This window comes from Streptomyces nitrosporeus (genome assembly GCF_008704555.1).
Classification (GTDB): Bacteria; Actinomycetota; Actinomycetes; order Streptomycetales; family Streptomycetaceae; genus Streptomyces; species Streptomyces nitrosporeus.
The window spans coordinates 44,066-65,373 of the sequence record NZ_CP023702.1 but is presented as its reverse complement, the minus strand read 5'-3'; the positions used below and the strand labels follow the sequence as shown (position 1 = coordinate 65,373).

Annotated in this window: 13 protein-coding genes; 5 read left to right on the top strand and 8 right to left on the bottom strand. The window is 73.9% G+C overall.

Annotated elements, in window-relative coordinates:
• Positions 1 to 103: 103 nt before the first annotated feature.
• Complete coding sequence (locus CP967_RS00270; RefSeq protein ID WP_150485964.1) at positions 104 to 340, bottom strand: hypothetical protein; 237 nt, start codon at positions 338 to 340, stop codon at positions 104 to 106.
• Positions 341 to 675: 335 nt separating this feature from the next.
• Positions 676 to 2,325: a phytoene desaturase family protein gene (locus CP967_RS00260; RefSeq protein WP_167535298.1), complete on the bottom strand. Its 1,650-nt coding sequence runs from the start codon at positions 2,323 to 2,325 to the stop codon at positions 676 to 678.
• Between the two features lie 560 nt (positions 2,326 to 2,885).
• Between CP967_RS00260 and CP967_RS00255 the strand changes: the two genes are divergently transcribed.
• The 3 genes from CP967_RS00255 to CP967_RS00245 all read left to right on the top strand — a co-directional run bounded on the left by CP967_RS00255 (position 2,886) and on the right by CP967_RS00245 (position 5,789).
• Positions 2,886 to 3,374, top strand: a complete 489-nt coding sequence (locus CP967_RS00255) for a DUF2243 domain-containing protein (RefSeq protein ID WP_229888421.1) — start codon at positions 2,886 to 2,888, stop codon at positions 3,372 to 3,374.
• The gene (locus CP967_RS00250; RefSeq protein WP_150485962.1) at positions 3,371 to 4,219 is read left to right on the top strand and encodes a cytochrome c oxidase assembly protein; all 849 of its coding nucleotides are present in this window, start codon (positions 3,371 to 3,373) and stop codon (positions 4,217 to 4,219) included. The genes CP967_RS00255 and CP967_RS00250 overlap by 4 nt, the downstream gene beginning before the upstream one ends.
• 316 nt (positions 4,220 to 4,535) lie before the next feature.
• A complete protein-coding gene (locus tag CP967_RS00245; protein WP_167535297.1) occupies positions 4,536 to 5,789 on the top strand; it encodes a carboxylate-amine ligase in 1,254 nt (417 codons plus the stop codon).
• A gap of 29 nt (positions 5,790 to 5,818) precedes the next feature.
• Here CP967_RS00245 and dpgC read toward each other — a convergent pair whose 3' ends face one another.
• Together dpgC and CP967_RS00235 are read right to left on the bottom strand one after the other, a co-directional pair.
• Complete coding sequence (dpgC, locus tag CP967_RS00240) at positions 5,819 to 7,141, bottom strand: (3,5-dihydroxyphenyl)acetyl-CoA 1,2-dioxygenase DpgC (RefSeq protein ID WP_244338949.1); 1,323 nt, start codon at positions 7,139 to 7,141, stop codon at positions 5,819 to 5,821.
• Between the two features lie 544 nt (positions 7,142 to 7,685).
• Positions 7,686 to 8,027 carry a lysine transporter LysE gene (locus tag CP967_RS00235; protein WP_150485960.1) on the bottom strand — a complete coding sequence of 114 codons (342 nt, stop codon included), beginning with the start codon at positions 8,025 to 8,027 and terminating at the stop codon, positions 7,686 to 7,688.
• Between the two features lie 445 nt (positions 8,028 to 8,472).
• Between CP967_RS00235 and CP967_RS00230 the strand changes: the two genes are divergently transcribed.
• Complete coding sequence (locus CP967_RS00230) at positions 8,473 to 10,746, top strand: protein kinase domain-containing protein (RefSeq protein WP_150485959.1); 2,274 nt, start codon at positions 8,473 to 8,475, stop codon at positions 10,744 to 10,746.
• A 154-nt stretch (positions 10,747 to 10,900) separates the two neighbouring features.
• On the opposite strand, the gene CP967_RS00225 is transcribed toward CP967_RS00230, so the two are convergent.
• The 3 genes from CP967_RS00225 to CP967_RS00215 all read right to left on the bottom strand — a co-directional run bounded on the left by CP967_RS00225 (position 10,901) and on the right by CP967_RS00215 (position 18,266).
• Positions 10,901 to 14,245: a S8 family peptidase gene (locus CP967_RS00225; RefSeq protein WP_150485958.1), complete on the bottom strand. Its 3,345-nt coding sequence runs from the start codon at positions 14,243 to 14,245 to the stop codon at positions 10,901 to 10,903.
• Positions 14,246 to 14,864: 619 nt separating this feature from the next.
• A complete protein-coding gene (locus CP967_RS00220) occupies positions 14,865 to 17,036 on the bottom strand; it encodes a TerD family protein (RefSeq protein WP_150485957.1) in 2,172 nt (723 codons plus the stop codon).
• Positions 17,037 to 17,612: 576 nt separating this feature from the next.
• On the bottom strand, positions 17,613 to 18,266 hold the full coding sequence (locus CP967_RS00215; RefSeq protein ID WP_150485956.1) for a TetR/AcrR family transcriptional regulator: 654 nt from the start codon (positions 18,264 to 18,266) through the stop codon (positions 17,613 to 17,615).
• Positions 18,267 to 18,381: 115 nt separating this feature from the next.
• Here CP967_RS00215 and CP967_RS00210 point away from each other — a divergent pair, with 115 nt between their 5' ends.
• On the top strand, positions 18,382 to 19,395 hold the full coding sequence (locus CP967_RS00210; RefSeq protein ID WP_167535295.1) for a hypothetical protein: 1,014 nt from the start codon (positions 18,382 to 18,384) through the stop codon (positions 19,393 to 19,395).
• Between the two features lie 368 nt (positions 19,396 to 19,763).
• On the opposite strand, the gene araA is transcribed toward CP967_RS00210, so the two are convergent.
• On the bottom strand, positions 19,764 to 21,275 hold the full coding sequence (gene araA, locus CP967_RS00205) for an L-arabinose isomerase (RefSeq protein ID WP_167535294.1): 1,512 nt from the start codon (positions 21,273 to 21,275) through the stop codon (positions 19,764 to 19,766).
• Positions 21,276 to 21,308: the final 33 nt, after the last annotated feature.

The window sequence follows — 21,308 nt, the reverse complement described above, 5'->3', positions numbered from 1 at the left end:
TGTCCACTCCGCAGGGCCCCGGGACGGACCTCCCGCCCGGCCGCCGGCCGCGTGGGCTCGTCCTCGTTCCCTGGCAGGCCGGGGGCGGCTGAAGGACGAGGGATCATCCGGGCGGTGGTCCGTCCTGGACGGCGCCGGTTCTCCTCCGGGCTTCGGCGAGTGCCCTGTCGAGCGCGCCGAAGAGTTCCTCCGTAGCGGGGATGATGCTGTCCTCACCGATCCGGTCGGCGATTTCGGAACGTCTCAGAAGGCGTAGAAGCGGAGGCTGGACGCCGCACAGGATCAGCCGGCCGCCCTGGCCGGCCAGGTGTCTCACGTACCGGTCGAGGAGTTCGAGCACGGCGGAGGACGGAACGTCGGGCAGGGCGCGGACTGCCAGGACGAGGACGGCTCCGTCGCTGGTGCGCTGACCGCCCGATGGTTCGGCACCGTCCCCACACGCATGGGTTCGGTGGCGTTGCGAAGGAACAGAGAAGACCGCGGCGAAGCCGCCGCGGATGCGACAAGCGCGTCAACACGGAGGCCGCGGCCCGCCTCGGCCTGCGGACACACCACTACACGTCCGCCGAGGACCTCGACCGCTACCTCGCGCGGACCCACGGACTGTGAGGACCTCCGGCCGGTGAACGGGGGCCGGGCCACCCGGAACCGGCGCCCCCTTCGCACCGCGGTGACTCATCCGGGCCCGGTGCGCCCCTCGGGCACGGGCGGCCGGATGCCGTGCTTCAGCAGTCCCGCCCACAGGCGGGCCCGGCCGGCCCCGTCGAGGGCTTCGTGGGCGGCGAGCAGGCCGCCGGTGACCGCGCCGAGGAAGCCGCCGGCCAGACAGTCCTGGCCCGAGAGGTACAGGCCCCTGATCCCGGTACGGGGGCGCAGCCAGTCCGCGAGGCCGGGGGAGCGGCCGTCACCGAAGGCGGTGACATCCTTGGCGAGCCCGTAGAGGCTGCCGCCGGGCCAGCCGGTGAAGTGCTCGGCCGTCAGAGGAGTGCCGAGCTCGTGGTAGGCCACCCGCCCTTCGGTCCGCGGCAGCTGACGGTGCAGTTCGTCGAGGAGTCGCGCGGTGAGTTCGGCCTTCAGGGTGAGGTAGGCCGGGTCCCGGTGCCGCCGGCGCGAGCCGCGGAAGGGCTCGAACAGCTCCGGGCGGACGTAGGCCAGGATCTCGCCCGTCGACCGGCCGGGGTGCCGTGCGGTCCAGGTCGGGTCCTTGGCGCAGGAGAAGGAGAGGAAACAGCCGCTGGTGCGGCCGCCGGTGCCGTCGAAGAAGGCGTCGCAGTCGCCGTCGGTGACCATCATGTTGTGCCGGGGCAGGCCCAGTTCCTCCGGGCTGCCGTCGAGGCCGAGGAAGAGCAGCACGAACGGGAACCCGCGGCGCATCTCCTCCAGCCGGTCCGTGCCGGTGGCGGACGGCCGGGGCAGCAGCGTGCGGTAGGTGTGGTGGGCGCCCGCCGCGCTGACCACCACCGGGGCGCGTACACGGGTGCCGTCCGCCAGCACCACGCCCGCCGCACGCCCCCCGTCCAGCTCGATCCGGGCGACCGGCGCCCGTACGAAGACCTCCCCGCCGGTGGCACGGATCGGGCCGAGCATCGCGCGGGCGATGGCGGCGCTGCCGCCCACCGGGTACCAGGCACCGGTGCGGAAGTGCTCGAACAGCACCGCGAGGAGGAAGAACGGCAGCCGGGCGGTGGAGTCGGCCAGCAGCAGCGCGCTCTGGGTGAGCACCGCCTGGCGCAGCCCCTCGTCGCGGACCAGCCCCGCCACCACCTCCCTGGCCGGCCGCAGCGCCTCGGCCGGGACGGCCGCCGACCGCAGCAGACGGGCCAGCCGCCGGACGACCGGACCCGACAGACGCCCCAGCGCGAGCACGGGCAGCACCGCCCGGCACCGTTCGACCAGCCGGAACAGCTCCTCGATCCCCGCCCGCTCGGCCGGGAAACGCGCGATCAGACGGGCCCGGTAGGCGTCGAAGCCGACCGGCGCCCGGTGCACCTCGCCCGCCAGCCGGTACTCGTCGAACGGGTCCCCGAGCGGGGCCCACCGCAGAGCGCCGCCGGTCAGGTAGTCGGACAGCACCCGGACCGGCTCACGCCGCCCCAACTGGCCGACGTAGTGGATGCCGACGTCCCACTCCCAGCCGCGCCGCCGGTAGGCATGGGTGTATCCGCCCGCGGTGTAGTGCTGCTCGAACACCGCCACCCGCCGTCCCTGCCGGGCCAGACAGACCGCCGTGGTCAGCCCGCCGGCCCCGGACCCGATCACCACCGCGTCGTAGGCGCCGGCCACCCGGCCCGCCGCCGGCCGGCCCACCAGCACACCACGTGTCACATCCACCGCCTACGACCACGTTCTCCGCTCCCGGGAACGGGACGGACGCGCACAGACCACACAGACACTGCTCCGGAGGAGGGCGGACGGGGACATCCGGTGGAACGCGCGGGCGGCGCCCGGGGTGTGGCTGCCCGCCCGCCATCACCTGAACGGGTGACGCACCGGCCCGGCACCCGGCGCCGTCCCTCCCACCCGAGCGCGTCCGGCGCGCCGGGTCCTGCCCGGCGGCCCACCGGACGCACGCCCCTCCCGCCGCGGACGGGGCAGCTGTGCGGTGCGGCGGAGGAGCCGCCGGCCGGTCCGGAGGGCCAGGACTCGCCCTGCCGCGCGAACCGGTCCGCCGCAGGAACCGGGGCACCGGATGCGGCGCCCACCGGACCACCTGCCGTATGCCCGGCCGCGGGGGAGGGGGCCTGTACCGGCCCGCCGGCCGGGCAGGGCCCCGCCCGGCTGCCGGACCGCTCACCCGGATGCCGTGACCGGCCAGGTACGCCCCCGGAGAGGGGGTAGGCGTACCGGGCAGCAGACCGTTTCGGGCACGGCAGGAAGGCAGACCCATGAGCGCATCGGCGCAGCCGCGCACGGTCCCCGGCGCGTGGACGGAGCCGCGCAGGTCGATGGTGGTGTGCGGGGTGATCGGGCTGGCGGTGACGGCCGCGATCGACGAGATCGTCTTCCACCAGATCCTGGGCTGGCACCACTTCTACGACCGCTCCACCCTCGCCGTGGGCCTGCTCTCGGACGGGCTGCTGCACACCGCTGAGCTGCTGGCGCTGGTCGCCGGGTTCTTCGCCTACGCCGATCTCCGCCGCCGCCGTGCCCTGGCCCCGGCCCACGCCTGGGCCGGGTTCTTCCTGGGAGCGGGGGTCTTCCAGCTGTTCGACGGGATCGTGGACCACAAGCTCCTGCGTCTGCACCAGATCCGCTACGGCGTGGACATCGCCCCGTACGACTGGGCGTGGAACATCGCGGGTCTGGTGCTGCTGCTGACCGGCGTGGTGCTGGCGTTCCGCGCGGCCCGCCGGGGCCCGGCGGCGGCGCGGTGATCCCCGCGCACGTCCATCCCGGCCCGGCCGCGGCCCCCGGCCTGTTCGGCCTGGTCACCGTGGCGGGCGCGCTGCTGGTGACGGTCCTCTACCAGCTGGCCGCGGCCCGGCTGCGGCGGCGGGGGGACGCCTGGCCGCGGTGGCGAGGGGCGTCCTTCACCGCCGGGGGTGCCGGGGTGGCCTGGGCGGCGGTGGGCCCGCTGCCGGGCGGGCCGTTCACCGCCCACATGGTCCAGCACCTGATCACCGGCATGGCGGCCCCGCTGCTGCTCGTCCTGGCCCGCCCCCTCACCCTGGCCCTGCGCGCCCTACCGCCCGGTCCCACGCGCCGGGGGCTGCCGGCCCTCGCGCACAGCCGTGCGGCCGGCCTGCTGGTCTTCCCGCCGCTGGCGGCCCTGCTCGACGTCGGAGGGCTGTGGCTGCTGTACCGCACGGGACTGTTCGCGGCCACGCGGCACGAGCCGTGGCTGCACGCCGCCGTGCACACGCATGTCCTGGCCGCGGGGCTGCTGTTCACCTTCGCCGTCAGCCGGCTCGACCCCGTACGCCGTCGTTGGAGCCTGGCCCTGCGCGGGACGACCCTGCTGGCCGCCGGTGCCGCGCACGCCGTGCTCGCCAAGACCCTGTACGCGGCCGGGCCGCCCGGCACCGCCTTCACCGCCGCCGACCTGCACACCGGCGCCCAGGTCATGTACTACGGCGGTGATCTGGCCGAAGCGGCGCTCGCCGTCGTGGTGGCCGCTTCCTGGTACGCGGCCACCGGCCGTGCCTGGGCACGAGAGCGCCGCACGGCGGACACCGGCCCGGTGCCGCTCCCCGTGACCGGGGCGCCGGCCGGCCGCTGAGGCACCGCGTCGGGGTGCCGGCCGGGACAGCCGGCCGGGCCCGAGGCGTTCCTCCGCGCGGACGGAGGGAGCGAGTCCGGACGCGGCCCGCGCCCGGCCCCGGCCCGCGCCCGGAGGGCGGTGAGGACCTGGGGGGCGCGGACCGTGCGTCGGATCCACGTCCTCGGGCGCCCGGTGCGGTCACGCGAGGAGCCCTGCGGGCCGCGCGGTTCCTGGTGGCGATCACCGGACGTCGCGGGCAGGCTGATGGCGCGCGGGCGTGGACCGGACCGGCCCGGGCGATCCGTATCCGGAAGAGGGCAGGGGAGGCATGGGAGTGGCAGCGCGCGCATCGGCCGCCGGGGAGGACCACGGCCGCGATGGCCCGACCTTCGGGGTGGAGGAGGAGTTCCTGCTGGTCGACCCCGTCACCCTGCTGCCGGTACCGGCAGGCCCGGACGTCCTTGCCCGGGCCGGACGCACGGCGGACGGCGAGCCGGGCGCGGGCGGCGTCGGCTCGGCTCTGCACCTGGAGATGTGGGCGGACATGGTCGAAGCCGCCACACCGGTCTGCACGCGCCTGTCCGAGCTCGGGCACCACCTGCTGAGTGCACGGCTCCGGCTCGCCCGGGCCGCCCGGGACGAAGGCGTCCGGCTGGCCTCGGTGGGCCACCCCGTCACCCGCTCCGGTCCGCCGCGTGTCAACGCCGGCGAGCACTACGAACGGATGCGGCATGCCTATGCCGCGGTGGTGACCGGGGACGAGGTCTGCGGCTGCCATGTGCACGTCGGAGTACCCGACCGCGAACACGGCGTCGCGGTGATCAACTCCATCACCCCGTGGCTGCCCGTCCTGCTGGCCCTGACGGCCAGCTCGCCTTTCCGCCAGGGCGTCGACACCGGGTTCCACAGCTGGCGCACCGTGGTCTTCCTGGGCTACCCGGGCGCCGGACTCCCGCCGTACTGGCCGGATGTCCGCGCGTACGACGACGACGTGTCCCGCCTGCTCGACTGCGGTCTGATCCCGCCCGGCGGGACGTCACTGCGTCTGGTGCGCCTGTCGCCGCGTTTCCCCACCGTGGAGGTGCGCATCGGTGACGCCGCCACCACCGTGGACGAGGCGGTCCTGTACGCGGCTCTGGTACGGGCGCTGGTCCACACCGCCCTGAGCGACCTGGCCGCCGGGCGTGCCGCGGGCCCGGTCGATCCGTCGGTGCTGGCCGACAGCCTGTGGGCCGCCGCGCGTAACGGCCTGCGGCACGGCGCGGTCGATCCGTGGAAAGCCCGCCCCGTCCCCGCTCACGTCATGCTCGCCGCGCTGCTGAAGCGGGTGCGCCCGGCTCTGGAGGAGCTCGGGGACCTCGGCACCGTGCGCGCGCTGCTGGAGCGGCTGCGCGTCACCGGGCCGGCGCCGGCGCGTCAGCGCCGGGCCGCTGCCGCCGGCGGTGTGCAGGCGGTGCTGGAACTCGTTCTCGACGAGACGGTCTCCGGTACACGGGTGCCTTTCCGCGGCACCGGCATGGACACGGCGCCCGTGGACGCTCCCGCTGCCGGTCACGGTCCCGCCCTGAGCGGATCCGAGCAGAGCTGACGAGCGCGTCAGGGCCGCACCGGACATCGTCACCGGGACGCCGTGGCCGCGGTGCGGCCGCTCCGGTCGTGGAAGCGGGCCAGCCGGGCGATCACATCCTGGCTGTGCACCCGTACCGCCTGCTGCAGCGCGTACTCGGCCATGTACGCCCCGAAGGCGTGCGGGGGCTCTTCGGCCAAGTGGAGAAGATGCCGGTTGGCCGACACGGCCAGGTCGTCGAGCTGCCTGACAGCGCGCTCGGCCGCCGTGTCGAGATGCTCCGGCTCCACCACCTCGTCGTAGAACATACGAGCGGCCTCCTCACCGGCGTGGATCCGACGGCCGCCCAGCAGCAACTGGCGTGCCAGACGGCTGTCCGTCCGGCGGCCCAGGCGCAGATTGGCGGCGCCCGGCACGAAACCCTCCTGTGCGGCGGGCAGGCTGATGAAGCTGTCGGTGCCGGCGATGACCTGGTCGAAGACGAGGAGCAACTGGGCACCGCCGCCGATGGCGAAGGTGTCCACCATCGCCAGCCACGGCTTCGCGACCGTTTCCGCCGGCCATGCCGCTTCTTCCTCCGCCTTCAGACCCCGCACCAGCTTGTGCACGTACCCCAGTTCTCTGCGCAGGAAGAAAGAGAGGAAGGAAATGCGCCCGTGGTAGAGGTCCTTGAGGTTGATCCCTGAACTGAAGACCCGGCGGCCGGCATACCTGGGGTGGCTCATCACACCGCCACGCAGCACTCCCACCCGGACGCCGTCGTCCAGCAGCGCGAGGTCCACGGCCGTCTCCATGGCGGCGACACACGCATCGTTCTCCGCGTTGAGCGACTGCGGCTGGCACATCGTCAGGTACGCCACTCCGCACCGTCGTTCGACGGTGACGGCGCCGAGGTCCGCCCGGCCGCGCGACCGGAATCCCGGCAGCAGTTCCCTGGCCCGGCGGGTGGGCCGCAGCATGGCCTCCACCAGGTGCGCCCCACTGCGCCGCGAGCGCAGCAAGGCCTGGAAGAAGACGCCCTGGGCGATGTCGCGCCCTTCCTTCTGCGCCAACGGCAGGGCCTGTTCCTCACGGGCCTGGGGGAGGGACGGCACAAGGCCGGGGACCATGCCGGCGGCTCTCTCCGCGAGATCCTCCAGCTCCAGCTGCAGACTTCGGCCCCGGGTGAGCTCCTCGTACACCTGGTCGGCGTGAAGTGCCATGAAGCGGGCGCGCAGCATGTCGCACACCCGGTGAGCCGCCCGGGCCGTCTCCCTGTCCTTCTGCGTCCGCTCCGGTGGCGCCGGGCAGGCTGCGAGCATCTCCTCCACGGCGGCGGTGTGCCGCCGCACCGCCGTGCCGTCCCCGCGGAAGTCGCCCGTCAGCGTGGGCACGTGACGCCACCATTCCTCGACCGCCATGGGTGCCCAACCGTTCGTGCTCGCGGGACGACAATTCGTGACCACACAAAACACACATCGGATCCCGCCGAATCATCCGACACGCTGGAAGCGGGGAATCGGACTCCCATGGTGGGCACTTGGCGGGCGCCGGCCGTCCGCCCGGCCCCGCTTCCCGCCCTGTCCCGGAAACAGCCGAGGCGCGGTGGTGGCGGGAGCGGCGGTTGCAGCCCCGGGGAACCGTGCGGAGCGCATTCCGAGAGACCGGGCCGGGGCGGTGACACGCGATGCGCATATGAAGGGGATGCTCGGGCAGCGGGCTGGTCACCGGAACAATTCACCCGGTACTGAAGGCGGAGCGCGCCGGAAGCGTCTTTGCTTTCCCCCGTACGCCTGGCGGTGAACGGCGACGGCGGCGTATGCCGTTCACAGACGGGCGCCGGTCCGGTCCCCAGGCCGGAACTCTGGGCGGCATCCGGTGGGCAGTGCGCAGTGTCCGGTGCCGCATGCCGGTTCATCACGGATCACGGGACAGCCCTCAGAAGCAGCCGCAGTCCGTGGCGTAGAACAGCAGGAAGGCGGCCGTCACGGCGGCCGACGTGAAAACCGTGGTGGTCACGGCGGCAACGCCCCTTCGGCGGTGCTTCTTTCCGGCGTCACGGTAGGCCGCCCACGCCCCATGGGCGAGAAGGAGCGTGAGCAGCCCAGCACCCGCGAGGGTCGCGCGCGGGCTGAGGGACCAGCTCAGGTACACGAGCAGGGCCAGCCCACCGAGCAGGACACAGGCGAGCAGACCGAGAACCATCTCGGCGACCGTCTCTCCGGCCACCTCCCTCAGGAACCTGCCCGTCCCCTTCGCCGCCCTGCGGATACCCGCCATGTCGCTCCCATTCGCCGCTGCCGACTCGCCTCTGTGCGGGTCCCGTGCCTCAGACGCCCGGGGGGCCGGAATGGTTGCCGCCCCCCGCCCTTGCCGTGCGGCGGTGTGCGGGAGCCTCCGGGTGACCGGGCAACGCCGGACGGCTCGTTCGGGGCCCACGGGAAGGAGCGGCGGGAAGGGCCCAAGGGAAGGGCCCACGGGAAGGGGCGGCGGGGAGGGGTGACGGCCGGCCGGGCTCCGGCTCCGCGCCCCTTCACCACCGCCACCGCCCCCGCCGGTGGACGAGAAGGAACGCTCCTGCGCGAAAGGCGCGAACCCGGTCGTGGCCCCCTGTCCGGCCCCCTCTTTGCTCCGGCCCGGTGCCCTGCGGATAGTTTGTGCGCAGGACAGATACGCACGCCCGTGGTGACAGAGATGACGCACGGGGGACGGGAGGACGGGCAGAGTGTCGCTGCGCGGAGGCGATCCGGCCGAGATCGGCGGCTATCCGCTGGAAGCGCGGCTCGGCTCGGGCGGTATGGGCACGGTCTTCCTGGCCCGTACGAGTTCCGGCCGGCCTGTCGCGATCAAGCTGATCCACCAGCAGTTCGCGGCGGACGACGAGTTCCGTATCCGCTTCCGGCAGGAGGTGGCGGCGGCGAGACGGGTGAGCGGTGCCTTCACCGCCGCCGTGGTCGACGCCGCCCCCGACGCCGAGCAGCCGTGGATGGCGACGGCCTACATCGAAGGGCTCACCCTCGCCCAGCGGATCGCCGCGCAGGGCCCGCTGGACGGAGCGGAGCTGAGGAGGCTCGCCATCGGGCTGGCGGAGGCGCTGCGCGACATCCACCGGGTGGGAGTCGTGCACCGCGACCTCAAGCCCTCGAACGTCGTGCTCTCGCCCGAGGGCCCGCGCGTCATCGACTTCGGCATCTCACGCGCCGCGGACCAGCAGACGCTGACGATGACGGGGAGGGTCATCGGTACGCCGCCCTTCATGTCGCCGGAGCAGTTGCAGACGCCACGCGGTGTGGGGCCGCAGTCCGATGTCTTCTCGCTGGGGACGCTGCTGGTGTACTCGGCGACCGGCCGCGGGCCCTTCGACGCGGACAGCCCGTACATGACGGCGTATCAGGTGGTGCACGAGGAGCCGTCGCTGGACGCCGTGCCTGCGGCGCTGCGCGCGGTCGTCGAGCCGTGCCTGGACAAGGAGCCCCGGAGGCGTCCCTCGGCGGACGAACTCCTCGTGCTGCTGCGGGACCTGCCGGCCGACCTCGGGGGGACGGGGGCGGGCGGGACCGGCGCGAAGGGGGCCGGTACGGGCTGCACCCGCGACGTGGCCACCCAGAACCACGTCGCCACGCCGGACACCCCGGCGCCGGCTCCCCCCGTCCCTGCCGCCTCCACCCCGATGTCCTCCGCCCCGGCCGGACCCGGCGCGCGGGGCCCCGCCGGCGGCCGTCTGCGCCGCCGGTGGCGGCCGGTCCTCGCTGCCGCGGTCGCGGTGGCGGTGATCGGCGGGGGAGCCGCCGCGCTGAAGGCCGGCGGCTCCGGGGACGGGGGCGGCGACGGACCGGGCGGGAGCGCCGCCGCGCCGGCTGCCGCGCTCCCGGACGGCTTCACGCCGTGGCACGGGACCGTGCGGGGCGGACGCGAGGACATCCCCGACGAACTGCGCTGTGTCGCGCGAGGTGACGCGGTGTTCTGCGGAGGAGGGGGCGTCGTCGCGGCCCGCGTCCGGCCCCTGGACGGCTCGCGGGTGTGGACGGTGACGAGCCCGGGCGTCCCCGTCCAGGGCATGCATCTGGTGGGCGCCACCGACGACACGGTGCTCGGCTACCGCTTCGCCGCCGAGGACGCCCCGCAGGACCCGCCCGGCGAGGTGGTGGCCCTCGACGCCGGCAGCGGCCGCGAGCTGTGGTCCGTGCCGTCCGGAGCCCAGTCGACAGCCGTCACCGGACGGACCATGGACGCCGTGGTGGCCGGCTCCGCCGTCGTGACGGTCGACGCCTCCAACTCCCGCTTCGAGGCCCGGGACGCGCACGGTGGCGACCTCCTCTGGACGGCGCCGTTCCCCGCCGGCACCCGGTGCGCCCCCGTCCCGGCGGGCTCGCGGCTCCTCGCGATGTGCGCGACGGACACGGAGATGGACGCCTCGGAGGTACGCCACCCCACCCTGTACACGGTCGACCGCACCTCGGGAGCCCTGGGCAGGCCCCTCGCCGTCGACGGCCCGGCCGTGCCGGTCGGCGCCGACGACGGCACGCTCGTACTCCTGCGGGCGCACATGGAGGGGCCGGCGCTGGCCGGTTACGACGGGGTGGCGCGGGCCGACCCGGCCTCGGGGGAGGTCACGTACGCGCGACTGGAGCGGACCTATGAAGGGACGCCGGGGATGGCGGACGGCACCGTCTACCTGAGCGGGCAGACCGGACTCGTCACCGCGCTCGACTCCGTGACGGGCCGGAAGAAGTGGTCGCGGCAGACCGGAGTGGAAGGCGCATCCGGCCCCGCCGCCGGAGCGGGCGCGCTGTACTTCAGCTCGGCCACCGGCCGTGTGGTCGCGTTGTCGCCGGACGGCGGCGAACACCTGTGGGCGACGGACCCGCAGGCCGACGGTCTGACAGGCGGGCAGGGCGAGAGTCCGCGCGTGACCGTCGTCGGGCGTGCGGTGATCGTGGCCGCGGCCGGGAACACCCTCTTCGCCTTCGACGCGCAGAACCCGCCGGAACAGGGCTGACCGGCCCGGCGCCCGGCGGCGGCCCGCACGGGAAAGCGGCGGCCCGCCGGAACCTCCTTCCGGCGGGCCGCCGCTGTCAACTCACCCGGGTGCGGGGGTGTCCACCCGGATCACACCGGACCGGGTGCCCCGCGGGTCCCGTGCCCGTCAGGCCTCACCGGCCGAGGAAGGCGTCGTGGACCGTGACCGCCGACCGGTTGCCGTCCTTGTCGGTGACGACGGCCTTCAGCGAGAGCGACTTGCCCTTCCCCGGAGCGCGTACCGTCACGCTGCCCGCGTTCACCGTGAGGGGCGACCACTGCGTGCCGTCGTACGACACCAGCACCCGCAGGGACCCGAGGCCGGATCCGGCCGCCGCGCCCTGCACCTCGACCGGCACGGTCTGCCTGGTACCCGCCGGAACCGTGGAGTCGGCCGCGAGCCGCGGCAGGAACCGGACCGTGGAGACCGGGAGCAGGGCCGGGCTGTCGGCATGAGCCGAGCGGAAGGTCCATGAGGCGTCGATGCGGGTCCCGGTGCGGTTGAACGCCGGATCCCGGTGGACCGTGGTCGCCACCGTGTACTCGGCCGCGTCGGCCGGCAGCGTGACGGGACCCTCGTCGAGGGCCGTGTCCCGCTGCGCGTACAGCTCGCCGTTGCGGTGGACGGTGGTGACCGCGTCGGTGTACCGGGCGGACCCGGAATGACCCGCACCGTCGCTCACCAGCGGAAACGCGGCGTAGACGTCGTCGCCGTCGCGCACCATCCCGTCGTCGGCGTTCATCCGCGGCCCCATGACGCCGACGTTGAACCTCTCGGTGTACGTCTTCCCCGCGGCGAAGTGCTGCGCCCCGCCGAGCTCGTACGCCGAGTCGAAGCTCCGGTAGCCCGCCGCGTCCGCCTCGCCCAGGACGCCCGCGACGATGTTCCAGGCCGCCCCGTCGCCCGTGGACAGGTACACCTGACGGGTCCCCGGAGCCGGCTGCACGGAGTAGGCGGCCTCGACGCCGCCTCCGTAGTCGAGTACGCCGTGCGCCGCGAGGGCACCGTCGACGCCGGGCACGGACGACCCGACCTCCGCCTTCACCAGGGCCATGTCCTGGGACGTGTAGGTCCTGCTGTAGCCGGTGGCCAGCTTGTCGACCGGCCCACCGGTGAGGACGTTGTACTCGGCGGTGCCCTGCCTCCACTGCGCGGACCACTGCTGGGCGAGGGAGCCGTCGTCCAGCTCGGGGCCCTGGTAGGCGGTGCGCAGGTTGTCGAAGCTGCTGAACTCGCCGCCCTCGATGATGAAGGTGTCAGGCGTGTTCAGGGTGTACATCATGCCGGCGCGCAGGGGGCGTGCGGTCGCGTCCGGCACCTCGATCTCCACGGGCCGGGTGGTTCGCGCGTCGAGGGTGACGGTGGTGGGTCCGGTCACCGAGAGCTGCGGGTTGTTGATCAGGTCGGCGCCCGCGCGCGGGTCCTCCGGGTCGACCAGCATGTCGGCGGCGAGGCTGTACGTGCCGCGCGGCAGCCGGACCGTGGTGGTGCCCGAGGACAGGTCCGGGAAGAACCGCTGGTTCGCGGCGGATCCCTCGTAGCCCTTCAGGTCGGCCTGCCAGGTGGTGGCGGCCTTCCCGTCCCGGCCGACGGTCTCGAAGGTGACGTCGTACGACTCGGCCTCACGCGTCACCGCCGCGGGGGTGCGGACGGTCCGGCCGTCCCCGGTCGCGACGACGGTGGCCGAGTACGAGCCGTCGACCGTACCGCCGAGCCGGGTGTCGGCCGTCAGCTCCACGGCGGCCTCGCCGCCCGCGGGGACCGTGACGCGCTGTGCCCCGAGGGTGAAGAACCCGGCCGGTGCGGGCTCCCCGTCCCCGTCGGTGGGCGCCTCCAGGGACAGGTCCAGCGTCACGTCCGAGGTGCCGCTGTTGCGGTACGTCACGCTCTTGGTGACGGGGGTGTCGTCGGTGTGGGGCCACTGCTGGGTGCCCAGGCCGACCGACCCGGGTTCGGAGACGACCGTCCGGTCGAGCGCCTCGTCGAGAGCGAGCCGGCCCGCGCCCTGCTGGAAGACCGAGTGGGGGCCGCCCTCCGCCGAACCCGTCAGCACCGCCTTGATCCGGGCGCCCGTCCAGTCCGGGTTCTTCTGCTTGAGGATGGCGGCGGCACCCGCGACGTGCGGGGTCGCCATCGAGGTGCCGCTCTTGCTGATGTACCCGGGAGGGTTCTGCCCCTGGGTGCCGGCCGCCGCGGCCGCCGTGATGTCCACGCCGGGCGCCGTGATGTCGGGCTTGACGGCGCCGTCCCCGGTACGGGGGCCGATGCTGGAGAAGTCCGCGATCCGGTCCTCGCCGTCCACGGCACCGACCGTCAGGGCCGCGTCCGCGCTGCCCGGCGAGGCGACCGTGCCCTGCCCCGGCCCGCTGTTGCCCGCAGCCACCGCGAACAGGACGCCCTTCTCCGCGGAGACCTGGTTGACCTGCGCCTCCAGCGGGTCGATTCCCAGGGTGTCGGGGCTGCCCAGGCTCATGTTGACGATGTCCGCGCCCTGGGAGACGGCCCAGTCGACCCCCGCGAGGATGCTGGAGTCGTCACCGACGCCGTGGTCGTCCAGCACCTTGGCGCTGATCAGCTGTGCTCCGGGTGCCACGCCCTTGAACCGGGCGTCCTTCGCCCCCGAACCGGCCGCGACGGAGGCGACGTGCGTGCCGTGCCCGGCACGGTCCCGGGCGTCCGGGGCGCCGCTGAAGTTCCGCTCCGCCACCACCCGGCCCGCCAGGTCCGGGTGGGTGGCGTCGATCCCGGTGTCCACGACGGCGATCTTCACGCCGGTGCCGTCGTACGCGCGCGCCCAGGCCGCCGGGGCACCGATCTGCCCGGTGCTGGTGTCGAGCGAAGCCTTCCGTACGCCGTCCAGCCAGATCCGCGCGATGCCGGAGGTCCTGGCCGCCGAGCCGTCGTCCCGTTGGCGGGTCAGGGCGTCCCACAGGGACCCCGTGCTGTCGGTGGCGGCGGAGCCGGTGACGGCGTCGGCGTCGAGGGCCGACAGCTTCCGGCGCACGGTGGTGCCGTCGGAGGACCGCACCTCGGCACGGGCCGACTCGCCCGCCGTGCCCCGGTAGCCCACGATCACCTTGAGCCCGGCCCGGTTGGCCTTGCGGCTCTCCGGTTCGGCGAGCCGGGTGATGTCGAACAGCCGCTCGTCCAGCGTGCCTTCGGCGATCATCCGCCGGGCGTCACGCGGTACGACGTACGTATGGCCGTCCTGGGTCCGGGTGAAGAAGGGTATGTCCTCCCGGCCCTTCGCCCGCTCGATGCCGCCGACCCTGCCCCGGGAGTCCACACGGACCCGGTCACCGGTGATGAGGGTGACGGTGTGCACGGTCCTGCCGGCCGCCGTCGATCCCTGCCCCGCGACCGGGGGGACCGCGCCCGGACCGGTGGGTTCCGCCGATGCCGGGACCGCTGTCCCCGCCGTCAGGACGACGGCGGCCGCAGCGGCGACGGCATACGCCTTCGTTGATCGTTTACGCAAGATTGTCCCTGCTCAGGAGTGGTTCGGGGCGGGAGAGGTCCCAGCCCGCGCGGGGACGTGTACGGATGCGTACGGCCCCGGGCCCTGAAGTATTCCGGGGGCACCGGGCGCACTCAATGACCGTTCGATGATCATTCTGTGACAGTGGCGGGAGCCGAACAGACCGGTACGGAAGGGGTGTTCGGTCCGGTCGTGTCAGGGGCCGCCAGCCGCCAGCCGCCGGCCGCCGGGTCGCCGGGTCGCTCGGGCCGCCCGGCGAAGGGGCGCGCGCACCGCCGTGGGGCCGGGCGCGGCCACGCGCGGCGCGGACGCCGGCAGGGGGCCGCCGGCGCGGCGTCGGGCGTTCGAGGTGTGAGGCGCCGTGAGGGGCCCGGCCGCGTCCGGGGCCGCCACGGCACGGACTGTGCGGTACGTGCGGTACGGGCATTCAGGGCTGCTCGCCCGCTCCCGCACGGGGCCGCTCCCGCATCCGGGCCGGACGGCTCGGGCGGTGGCCGCGTGGTGAGCGCGGGCACCGCCCGGAGTGACGTCGAGGGCGAGGAGAGCGAAAGAACTCGGTTTCATGAGAGGAAAGGAGAAGGAAGCCCTTTCATGGCCTCGCCGTGGACCACGCTAACACTCAGCCCGGGATCAGGTCGCGCAGATTTCCGAGCGTGACGACCCTGGAATCCGGGTGCAGCCCCTCGGGGCGTTCGAGGCCGACGTACGTCACGGGCTCGTCCGGCACGGGCCCGCCGTCCCACACCTCCACGGCGGTGGCCTCCCCGGACATCAGCCCGGCCAGGTACCGCACCGTCAGGTACTCGCGCTCCACGACGGCACGCACCACCTTGGACACCGAGATGTGGTTCTCCTCGACCCGGTTGGCCGAGGAGAGGCCCCTCAGGTACATGTGCAGCCATTTCGCGCGCCACCGGCCGTCGTCCGCCCGCAGGAACACCAGGGGCAGCGCCACCCGGCCCGCCCCGCGGAGCTCCGACTTCATGCGCACCGTACGGGGTTCGAACGGCCGGCCCTTCTGCTCACCGTCGCGCAGCATGAAGCCGAAGAACGACTCCTCGGCCTCCTCGAAGCCCTCACCGGAGTAGATGTTGACCTGCGGCACGATGTACGTGGCGCGTACCCGGTCCAGGGAGAGGCCGATGAACTCCGAGGCCCCGTCCGGTGCTTCGGTGACATCGCCCGAGTGCACGCCCCCCACGGCCCGCAGCGCGGTGTAGGAGAGCCAGGAGCCGGTGCTGTAGTCGGGGTGGAGCAGCAGCGCGGAGAGGTCGTAGTCGGTCCGCCGCCGGGCCTCCTTCCAGTACACGAAGAAGCGCAGATGCTCGCCGTCGGCCGCTGAGACCGAGCCGCGCGGCAGTACGCCGAGCCCGGCGGCGGCCGCCCTGCCGCTCAGTGGCAGGGCCACGTCCAGCACGTCGGGGTCGAGCAGGACCCGCCCGGACGCCGGGAGTCTGCGGCGCAGTTCGGCGTCGAGGGCGGCGACCAGGCGGTCGCGGTCGGCGGCCGGCACCGGAGGCCGGACATCGGGAGCCGCCCAGCCGCTGCCGCGGCGGTCGACGAAGATCCGGGACCCGCCGGTCTCCCGCTCCCGGTTCAGGAAGTGCTCGCGTACCGACAGCAGGACCCGTCCCGAGACCTTCGGGGCGACCCGCACCGCGGCGGCCACCACCGCGTCACGTTCCTCCTGGCCGGCGGCGGTACGCAGCAGGAGGTCCAGAGCGCGGAACAGCCTGCCGGGGGCCGACGACAGCAGCCGCACCGCGCCGGGTACGTCGTACGCGTCGAGCAGCTCTTCGAGCCGGCTGTCGAGGGAACGCGCCTTCTTCTCGCCCCGCGCCACGGCGAACACCTCGGCGGCGTGCGGCCGGCCCGGGTGCTCGTGCGGGTGGAGACGCTCACCGAGCCGCTTGAACCGCTCCCGGTAGGCGTGTACATCGGCCAGCTTGGCGGGATCGGCCGCGACCACCGCGTCGAGACCGGCGAGCAGCGCGCGGCGGACCGGCCGCGGGAAGGTCCTGAACCGTGTCGGTTCCCGCAGCGTCACATCACCGCCCGACAGGGCGCACGCCAGCCGCAGCACATCGACGACGGTGTCCAGCAGGAGGTCCGCTCCGGCGGTGAGACGGGCCAGGTTGACGACCGCCCGGTTCTCCCGGACGGGGATCGACTCCGGCTGGGGGCCGAGCGCGCAGCGGCCGGCCAGGATCTCCAGATCACGGAGGTCCTCCTCGCCCAGCGGGGTCGTGCTGCCCGCCAACGCCAGGTACAGGGAGGTGAGTTCCTCCTCCAGGCCCTGGCCGAGGTGCAGGACGGTGACCCGGTCGCCCGCGGAGGCGATCAGTTCGTCCTGTGCGGCCAGCATCTCCTCGTAGGTGTGCTGGTAACGGCCGTAGGCGGGCAGGCCGAGCAGGTCCAGCACCCCGTTCGCCAGCTGCTCGGCCACCCTCTCCCGTGCCGTGTCGTCGGCGAGCGCCTCCGCCACACACCGTGCCCAGAACTCCCCGGTGTCCGGCACGTTCGCCGGGAAGTCGATGAAGTACGCGTTGTGGCGGACGTGGTCACCCGCCATCTCGCTCACGGTGCGCAGGGTCCGCCGGGCGGTGTGCACGACCGCGGCCTCGGACAGATGGGACAGCCGCGCCAGCAGCTCCGCGGAGAGCTTGAAGCCCACGGACATCAGCGCCGCGTCGAACTGCCGTGCGGCGACGGCCCCTTGACCGGCGGCACCGTGCGGCGAGGGGAGACGGAGGGTGTGCCGGACTACCAGCGATTCGAGACGGTACGACATCCGGGGATGATCGCAGAGATGTACGAGCTGACGCACCGGGGTTTCCCGGGACGCGCCCCGCGTCCCGCGCTCCGGGCCCCGCGCTCCGGGCCCCGCGCTCCGGGCCCCGGCGCGGACTCGCGGACGCCCTCCGCCCGCTCACCGTCCGGCTCACCGGACGACGGGCCGGGACACCGGGCGACCCGCCGGGCGCCGGGCGAGCCGGCCACCGGCAGAACGGGCGCCGCTCGCGCGGCAGGACGCACCTGGCCCGGCCGGCCGGGGGCTCGTCGCAGAGGCGCCTGCCTCCACTCGCGGGGCGTTCGCGCGCGGCCGGCCCGACCGTGCCGCGTCCCATGCCCGGCCGGCCGCGAGCGGCCCGGCTGAAGCCGCTGGTGACCTCGCCGCTGACAGGGGCCGGGGAGCAGCCGTACGCCGGGGCGGCGCACCACCGGCCACATCCGCACCCGTGTCCGGCAGCGTCGACGAGCGGTGTCGACGACCTGGAGAGACGGCCCCGCGCGGACGCGGAGGTACGTCAGAACCCGCCGTCGGGGGCGCGGCCGCGGGGCGGCGGGGACGGCGGCCGGGGCGACTTCACGGCCGGGTGCGCCGTTCGGCGGCGTCGAGCGCGGGTGCGAGCGGGGCCAGTGCCGCGCGGAGCCGGCCGGGCAGCGATCCGGAGAGCACGACCAGCCCCCCGCCGCCGTCGTCGGCGGCCGCTGCGGTCCCGGCCGGCCGGAGCCAGTCCTCCAGCGCGATGCGAACCGCCGTGGCCACGCTTGCCGCGAGAACGCGGGCCGTCTGCGCCCCGGCGTCATCCAGGCGTTCGGCGATCACCGCTGTGAGAGGGGGCTCGATGCCGGCGGTGGTGTCGAGGAACGCGTCGCGCAGCGCGGTCCGGGTGGTGATCAGCAGCAGTGCCTCGTGTTCGCGCTCGCCGGTGTCCGTGTACTGCTCGACCACGGCTTCGGTGATGGCGTCGGCCAGGCGGACCCCTGCGGGCCGGGCCGCGACCGCCGCCGCGATCCGGGCCTCCCGGTCCGCGGTGACAGCGGCGACGATCGCCTGCTCGCGGCTGGCGAAGTAGTTGTTGTAGGTGCGCGGCGAGACCCCGGCGGCCTCGGCGATGTCCTCGACCCGCACCTGGTCCGGTCCGCGCTCCACGGCCAGTCGCAGGGCCGCCTCGCGCAGCGCCTCACGCGTGGCCCGCTTCTTCCGTTCCCGCAGCCCCGGGGGTGGTGTCGTCACGGTGTCAGCATCCCATGCGTAGATGCGTACGCGCAAACTTGCGTGTACGCATTTTTTCTGTCAGTCTCGGCCGCCCGGCACCCACAGGGAGGACCCCACCGTGCGAGCAAGAGGGATGACCTACGACACCGGATTCGTCGTGCACGGCCAGATGTCACGCGAGCACTTCGACCCCGCGGTGGTGCGGCGCGAGCTCGCCGTCATCCGCGACGACCTGCACTGCAACGCGGTCCAGATCATCGGCGGCGACCCGGACCGGCTGGAGCTGGCCGCCGGTGCCGCCGCCGGACTCGGCCTGGAGGTCTGGTTCTCGCCCTATCCGCTGGAACTGGAACTGGAGCAGATCCTCACGCTCTTCCGTGACTGCGCCGAGCGGGCGGAACGGCTCCGGCGGCAGGGGGCCGCGGTCGTCTTCGTCACCGGGGTCGAACTGAGCGTGATGAACCGGGGGCTGCTGCCCGGAGGGAGCCCCGAGGAGCGGGTCGAGCGGCTGATGAGCCGGCCCGAGCGGCGGGCCGAGGCGATGCGCGAGCTCGGGGTGCGCGTCAACGCCTTCCTCCGCGACGCCGTGGCCACGGTCCGCGAGCACTTCCAGGGCGTACTCACCTACGCGTCCATCCAGTTCGAGCAGGTCGACTGGGCTCCCTTCGACATGGTGACGTTCGAACTGATCCGTTCCGCCGAGGTCGCCGGGCAGTTCCGGGACGCGGTGCGCACCCTGGCCCGGGGTCCGAAGCCGCTCGCCGTCACCGGGTTCGGCACCGCGGCCTACCGCGGCGCGGGGGACCGCGGCGGGCGGGTGCTGGAAGTGGTCGAGTACGACCCGGAAACCAGGGTCCCTGTGCGCCTGAACGGCGTGTACGAGCGTGACGAGGCCGGCCAGGCCGCGTATCTGAGCGAACTGCTGGAGATCTTCGAGTCCCAGGGCGTGGACAGCGCGTTCGTGTTCCTGTTCGCCCTGTCCGGCTACCCGTACCGTCCGGACGGCGACCCCCGGGACGATCTGGACCGGGCCGGCCTGGGCATCGTCAAACTCCTCGGAGAGGGGCGCCGGGGGCAGACCTACCCCGACATGGAATGGGAACCCAAGGCCGCCTTCGCGGCAGTGGCGCAGCGGTACCGGAGGTGATGGGCCCAATCCGCGGTGACCACGGCGTGGCGCCGGCGGCGAGCGGCGGGCACGCCGCGGACACCGGCACGGCGGAGCCCCCGGCTCACGCCCGGCCGGGCCGCGGCCCCGGCTGACGTACCACCCGCCCCGCCCGAGCCGGCTCCCCCTGGCACACCGAGGGCCCCGAAGGCTGACCGCGCGGCCCGCCCCGGCGGCTCGGCCGTGCGCCCGGTACCGGCGTGGTGCGTGGCGGCGGCCCTTCCCGTGTCCCAGGCAGGCGCGCCGGCTCCGGCGGGCCTGCCCGCCCCGAACTCCTCGCCGGGGTCCCGGCCCGGCCGCAGGCCAGAACCCTGACGGGGGCCGGCCGCGACCGGCCCCCGGTGGTCCTACAGGCCGAGTGCCAGCCGGTGGTAGACCTGGTTCCACCGGAGGTCGCGCCGGAACTGCCGGGGAGTGGTGGTCCCGTCGATGAGGGCCAGCTCCGTCCGCAGCATCTCGGCCAGGTCGTCCAGGTGCTCCGAGGTGAGTGCGGTGGTCAGGACGGTGTGGTGCGGTCCTCCGGCCATGAGCCAGGACTCCGTGGAGGTACGCAGGTCGGGGCGGGGACGCCAGACGGCGCGGGCCACCGGCAGGGCGGGCAGGGGCTCCACCGGGGGCACCACGTCGATGTCGTTGGCGACCAGGCGGAAGCGGTCGCCGAGATCGGCCAGGCCCACCACGACCGCCGGACCGGGTGCGGCGTCGAAGACGAGGCGTACCGGGTCCTCGCGGTTGCCGATGCCGAGCGGGTGGATCTCACAGCTCGGCGTTCCGCTCGCGATGGTCGGGCAGACCTCCAGCATGTGCGCCCCGAGGATCAGCTCACCGCCCGGCGTCAGGTCGTAGGTGTAGTCCTCCATGAAGGACGTCCCGCCGGGCAGGCCGTCGGCCGCCACCTTGAGAGCGCGGAGCAGCACAGCGGTCTTCCAGTCGCCTTCGCCGCCGAAGCCGTACCCCTGCGACATGAGGCGCTGGACGGCGAGGCCCGGCAGCTGGCGCAGGCCGCCGAGGTCCTCGAAGTTGGTGGTGAAGGCGCCGAAGCCGCCCTCTTCGAGGAAGGCCCGCAGACCTGCCTCGATACGGGCCGCGTAGCGCAGGGAGCTGTGCCGCTCGCCCCCGGCCATGAGTTCCGGGGCGAGCCGGTAGGTGTCCTGGTACTCCTTGACGAGGTCGTCCACCCCGGCCTCACCGGCCGAATCGACGTACTCGACCAGGTCGTTGACACCGTAGGTGTTGACGGAGGCGCCGAAGCGGACCTGGGCCTCGACCTTGTCGCCCTCGGTGACGGCCACGTCGCGCATGTTGTCCCCGAAACGGGCGACCTTGAGCGTGGCGAGTTCGGCCCGCGCGGACGCGGCACGGACCCAGGCCGCCACGCGCTCGACCGTCACCGGGTCGGTGACGTGGCCCGCGACCGTCTTGCGGGCCACGCCGAGGCGTGACTGGATGTGCCCGAACTCGCGGTCGCCGTGGGCGGCCTGGTTCAGGTTCATGAAGTCCATGTCGATGGTGGCCCAGGGCAGCGCCACGTTCGACTGGGTGTGCAGGTGCAGCAGGGGCTTGCGCAGCGCGTCCAGGCCGGCGATCCACATCTTCGCGGGGGAGAAGGTGTGCATCCAGGCGACGAGGCCGACGCAGCGGTCGTCGCTGTTGGCTTCGAGGCAGACACGCCGGATGGCGGACGCGTCGGTCAGTACCGGCTTCTGGACGACACGTGCCGCGATGCCGGGTGCTCCGGCGAGGACGGCGGCGATCCGCCCCGACTGCTCCGCTACCTGCCGCAGGGTTTCCTCGCCGTACAGGCCCTGGCTCCCGGTGAGGAACCAGATTTCACGGTCGGAGGGGTTCAGGCTGGGCACATGGTCTCCTGGTGTGACGGGATGGCTTCGGTG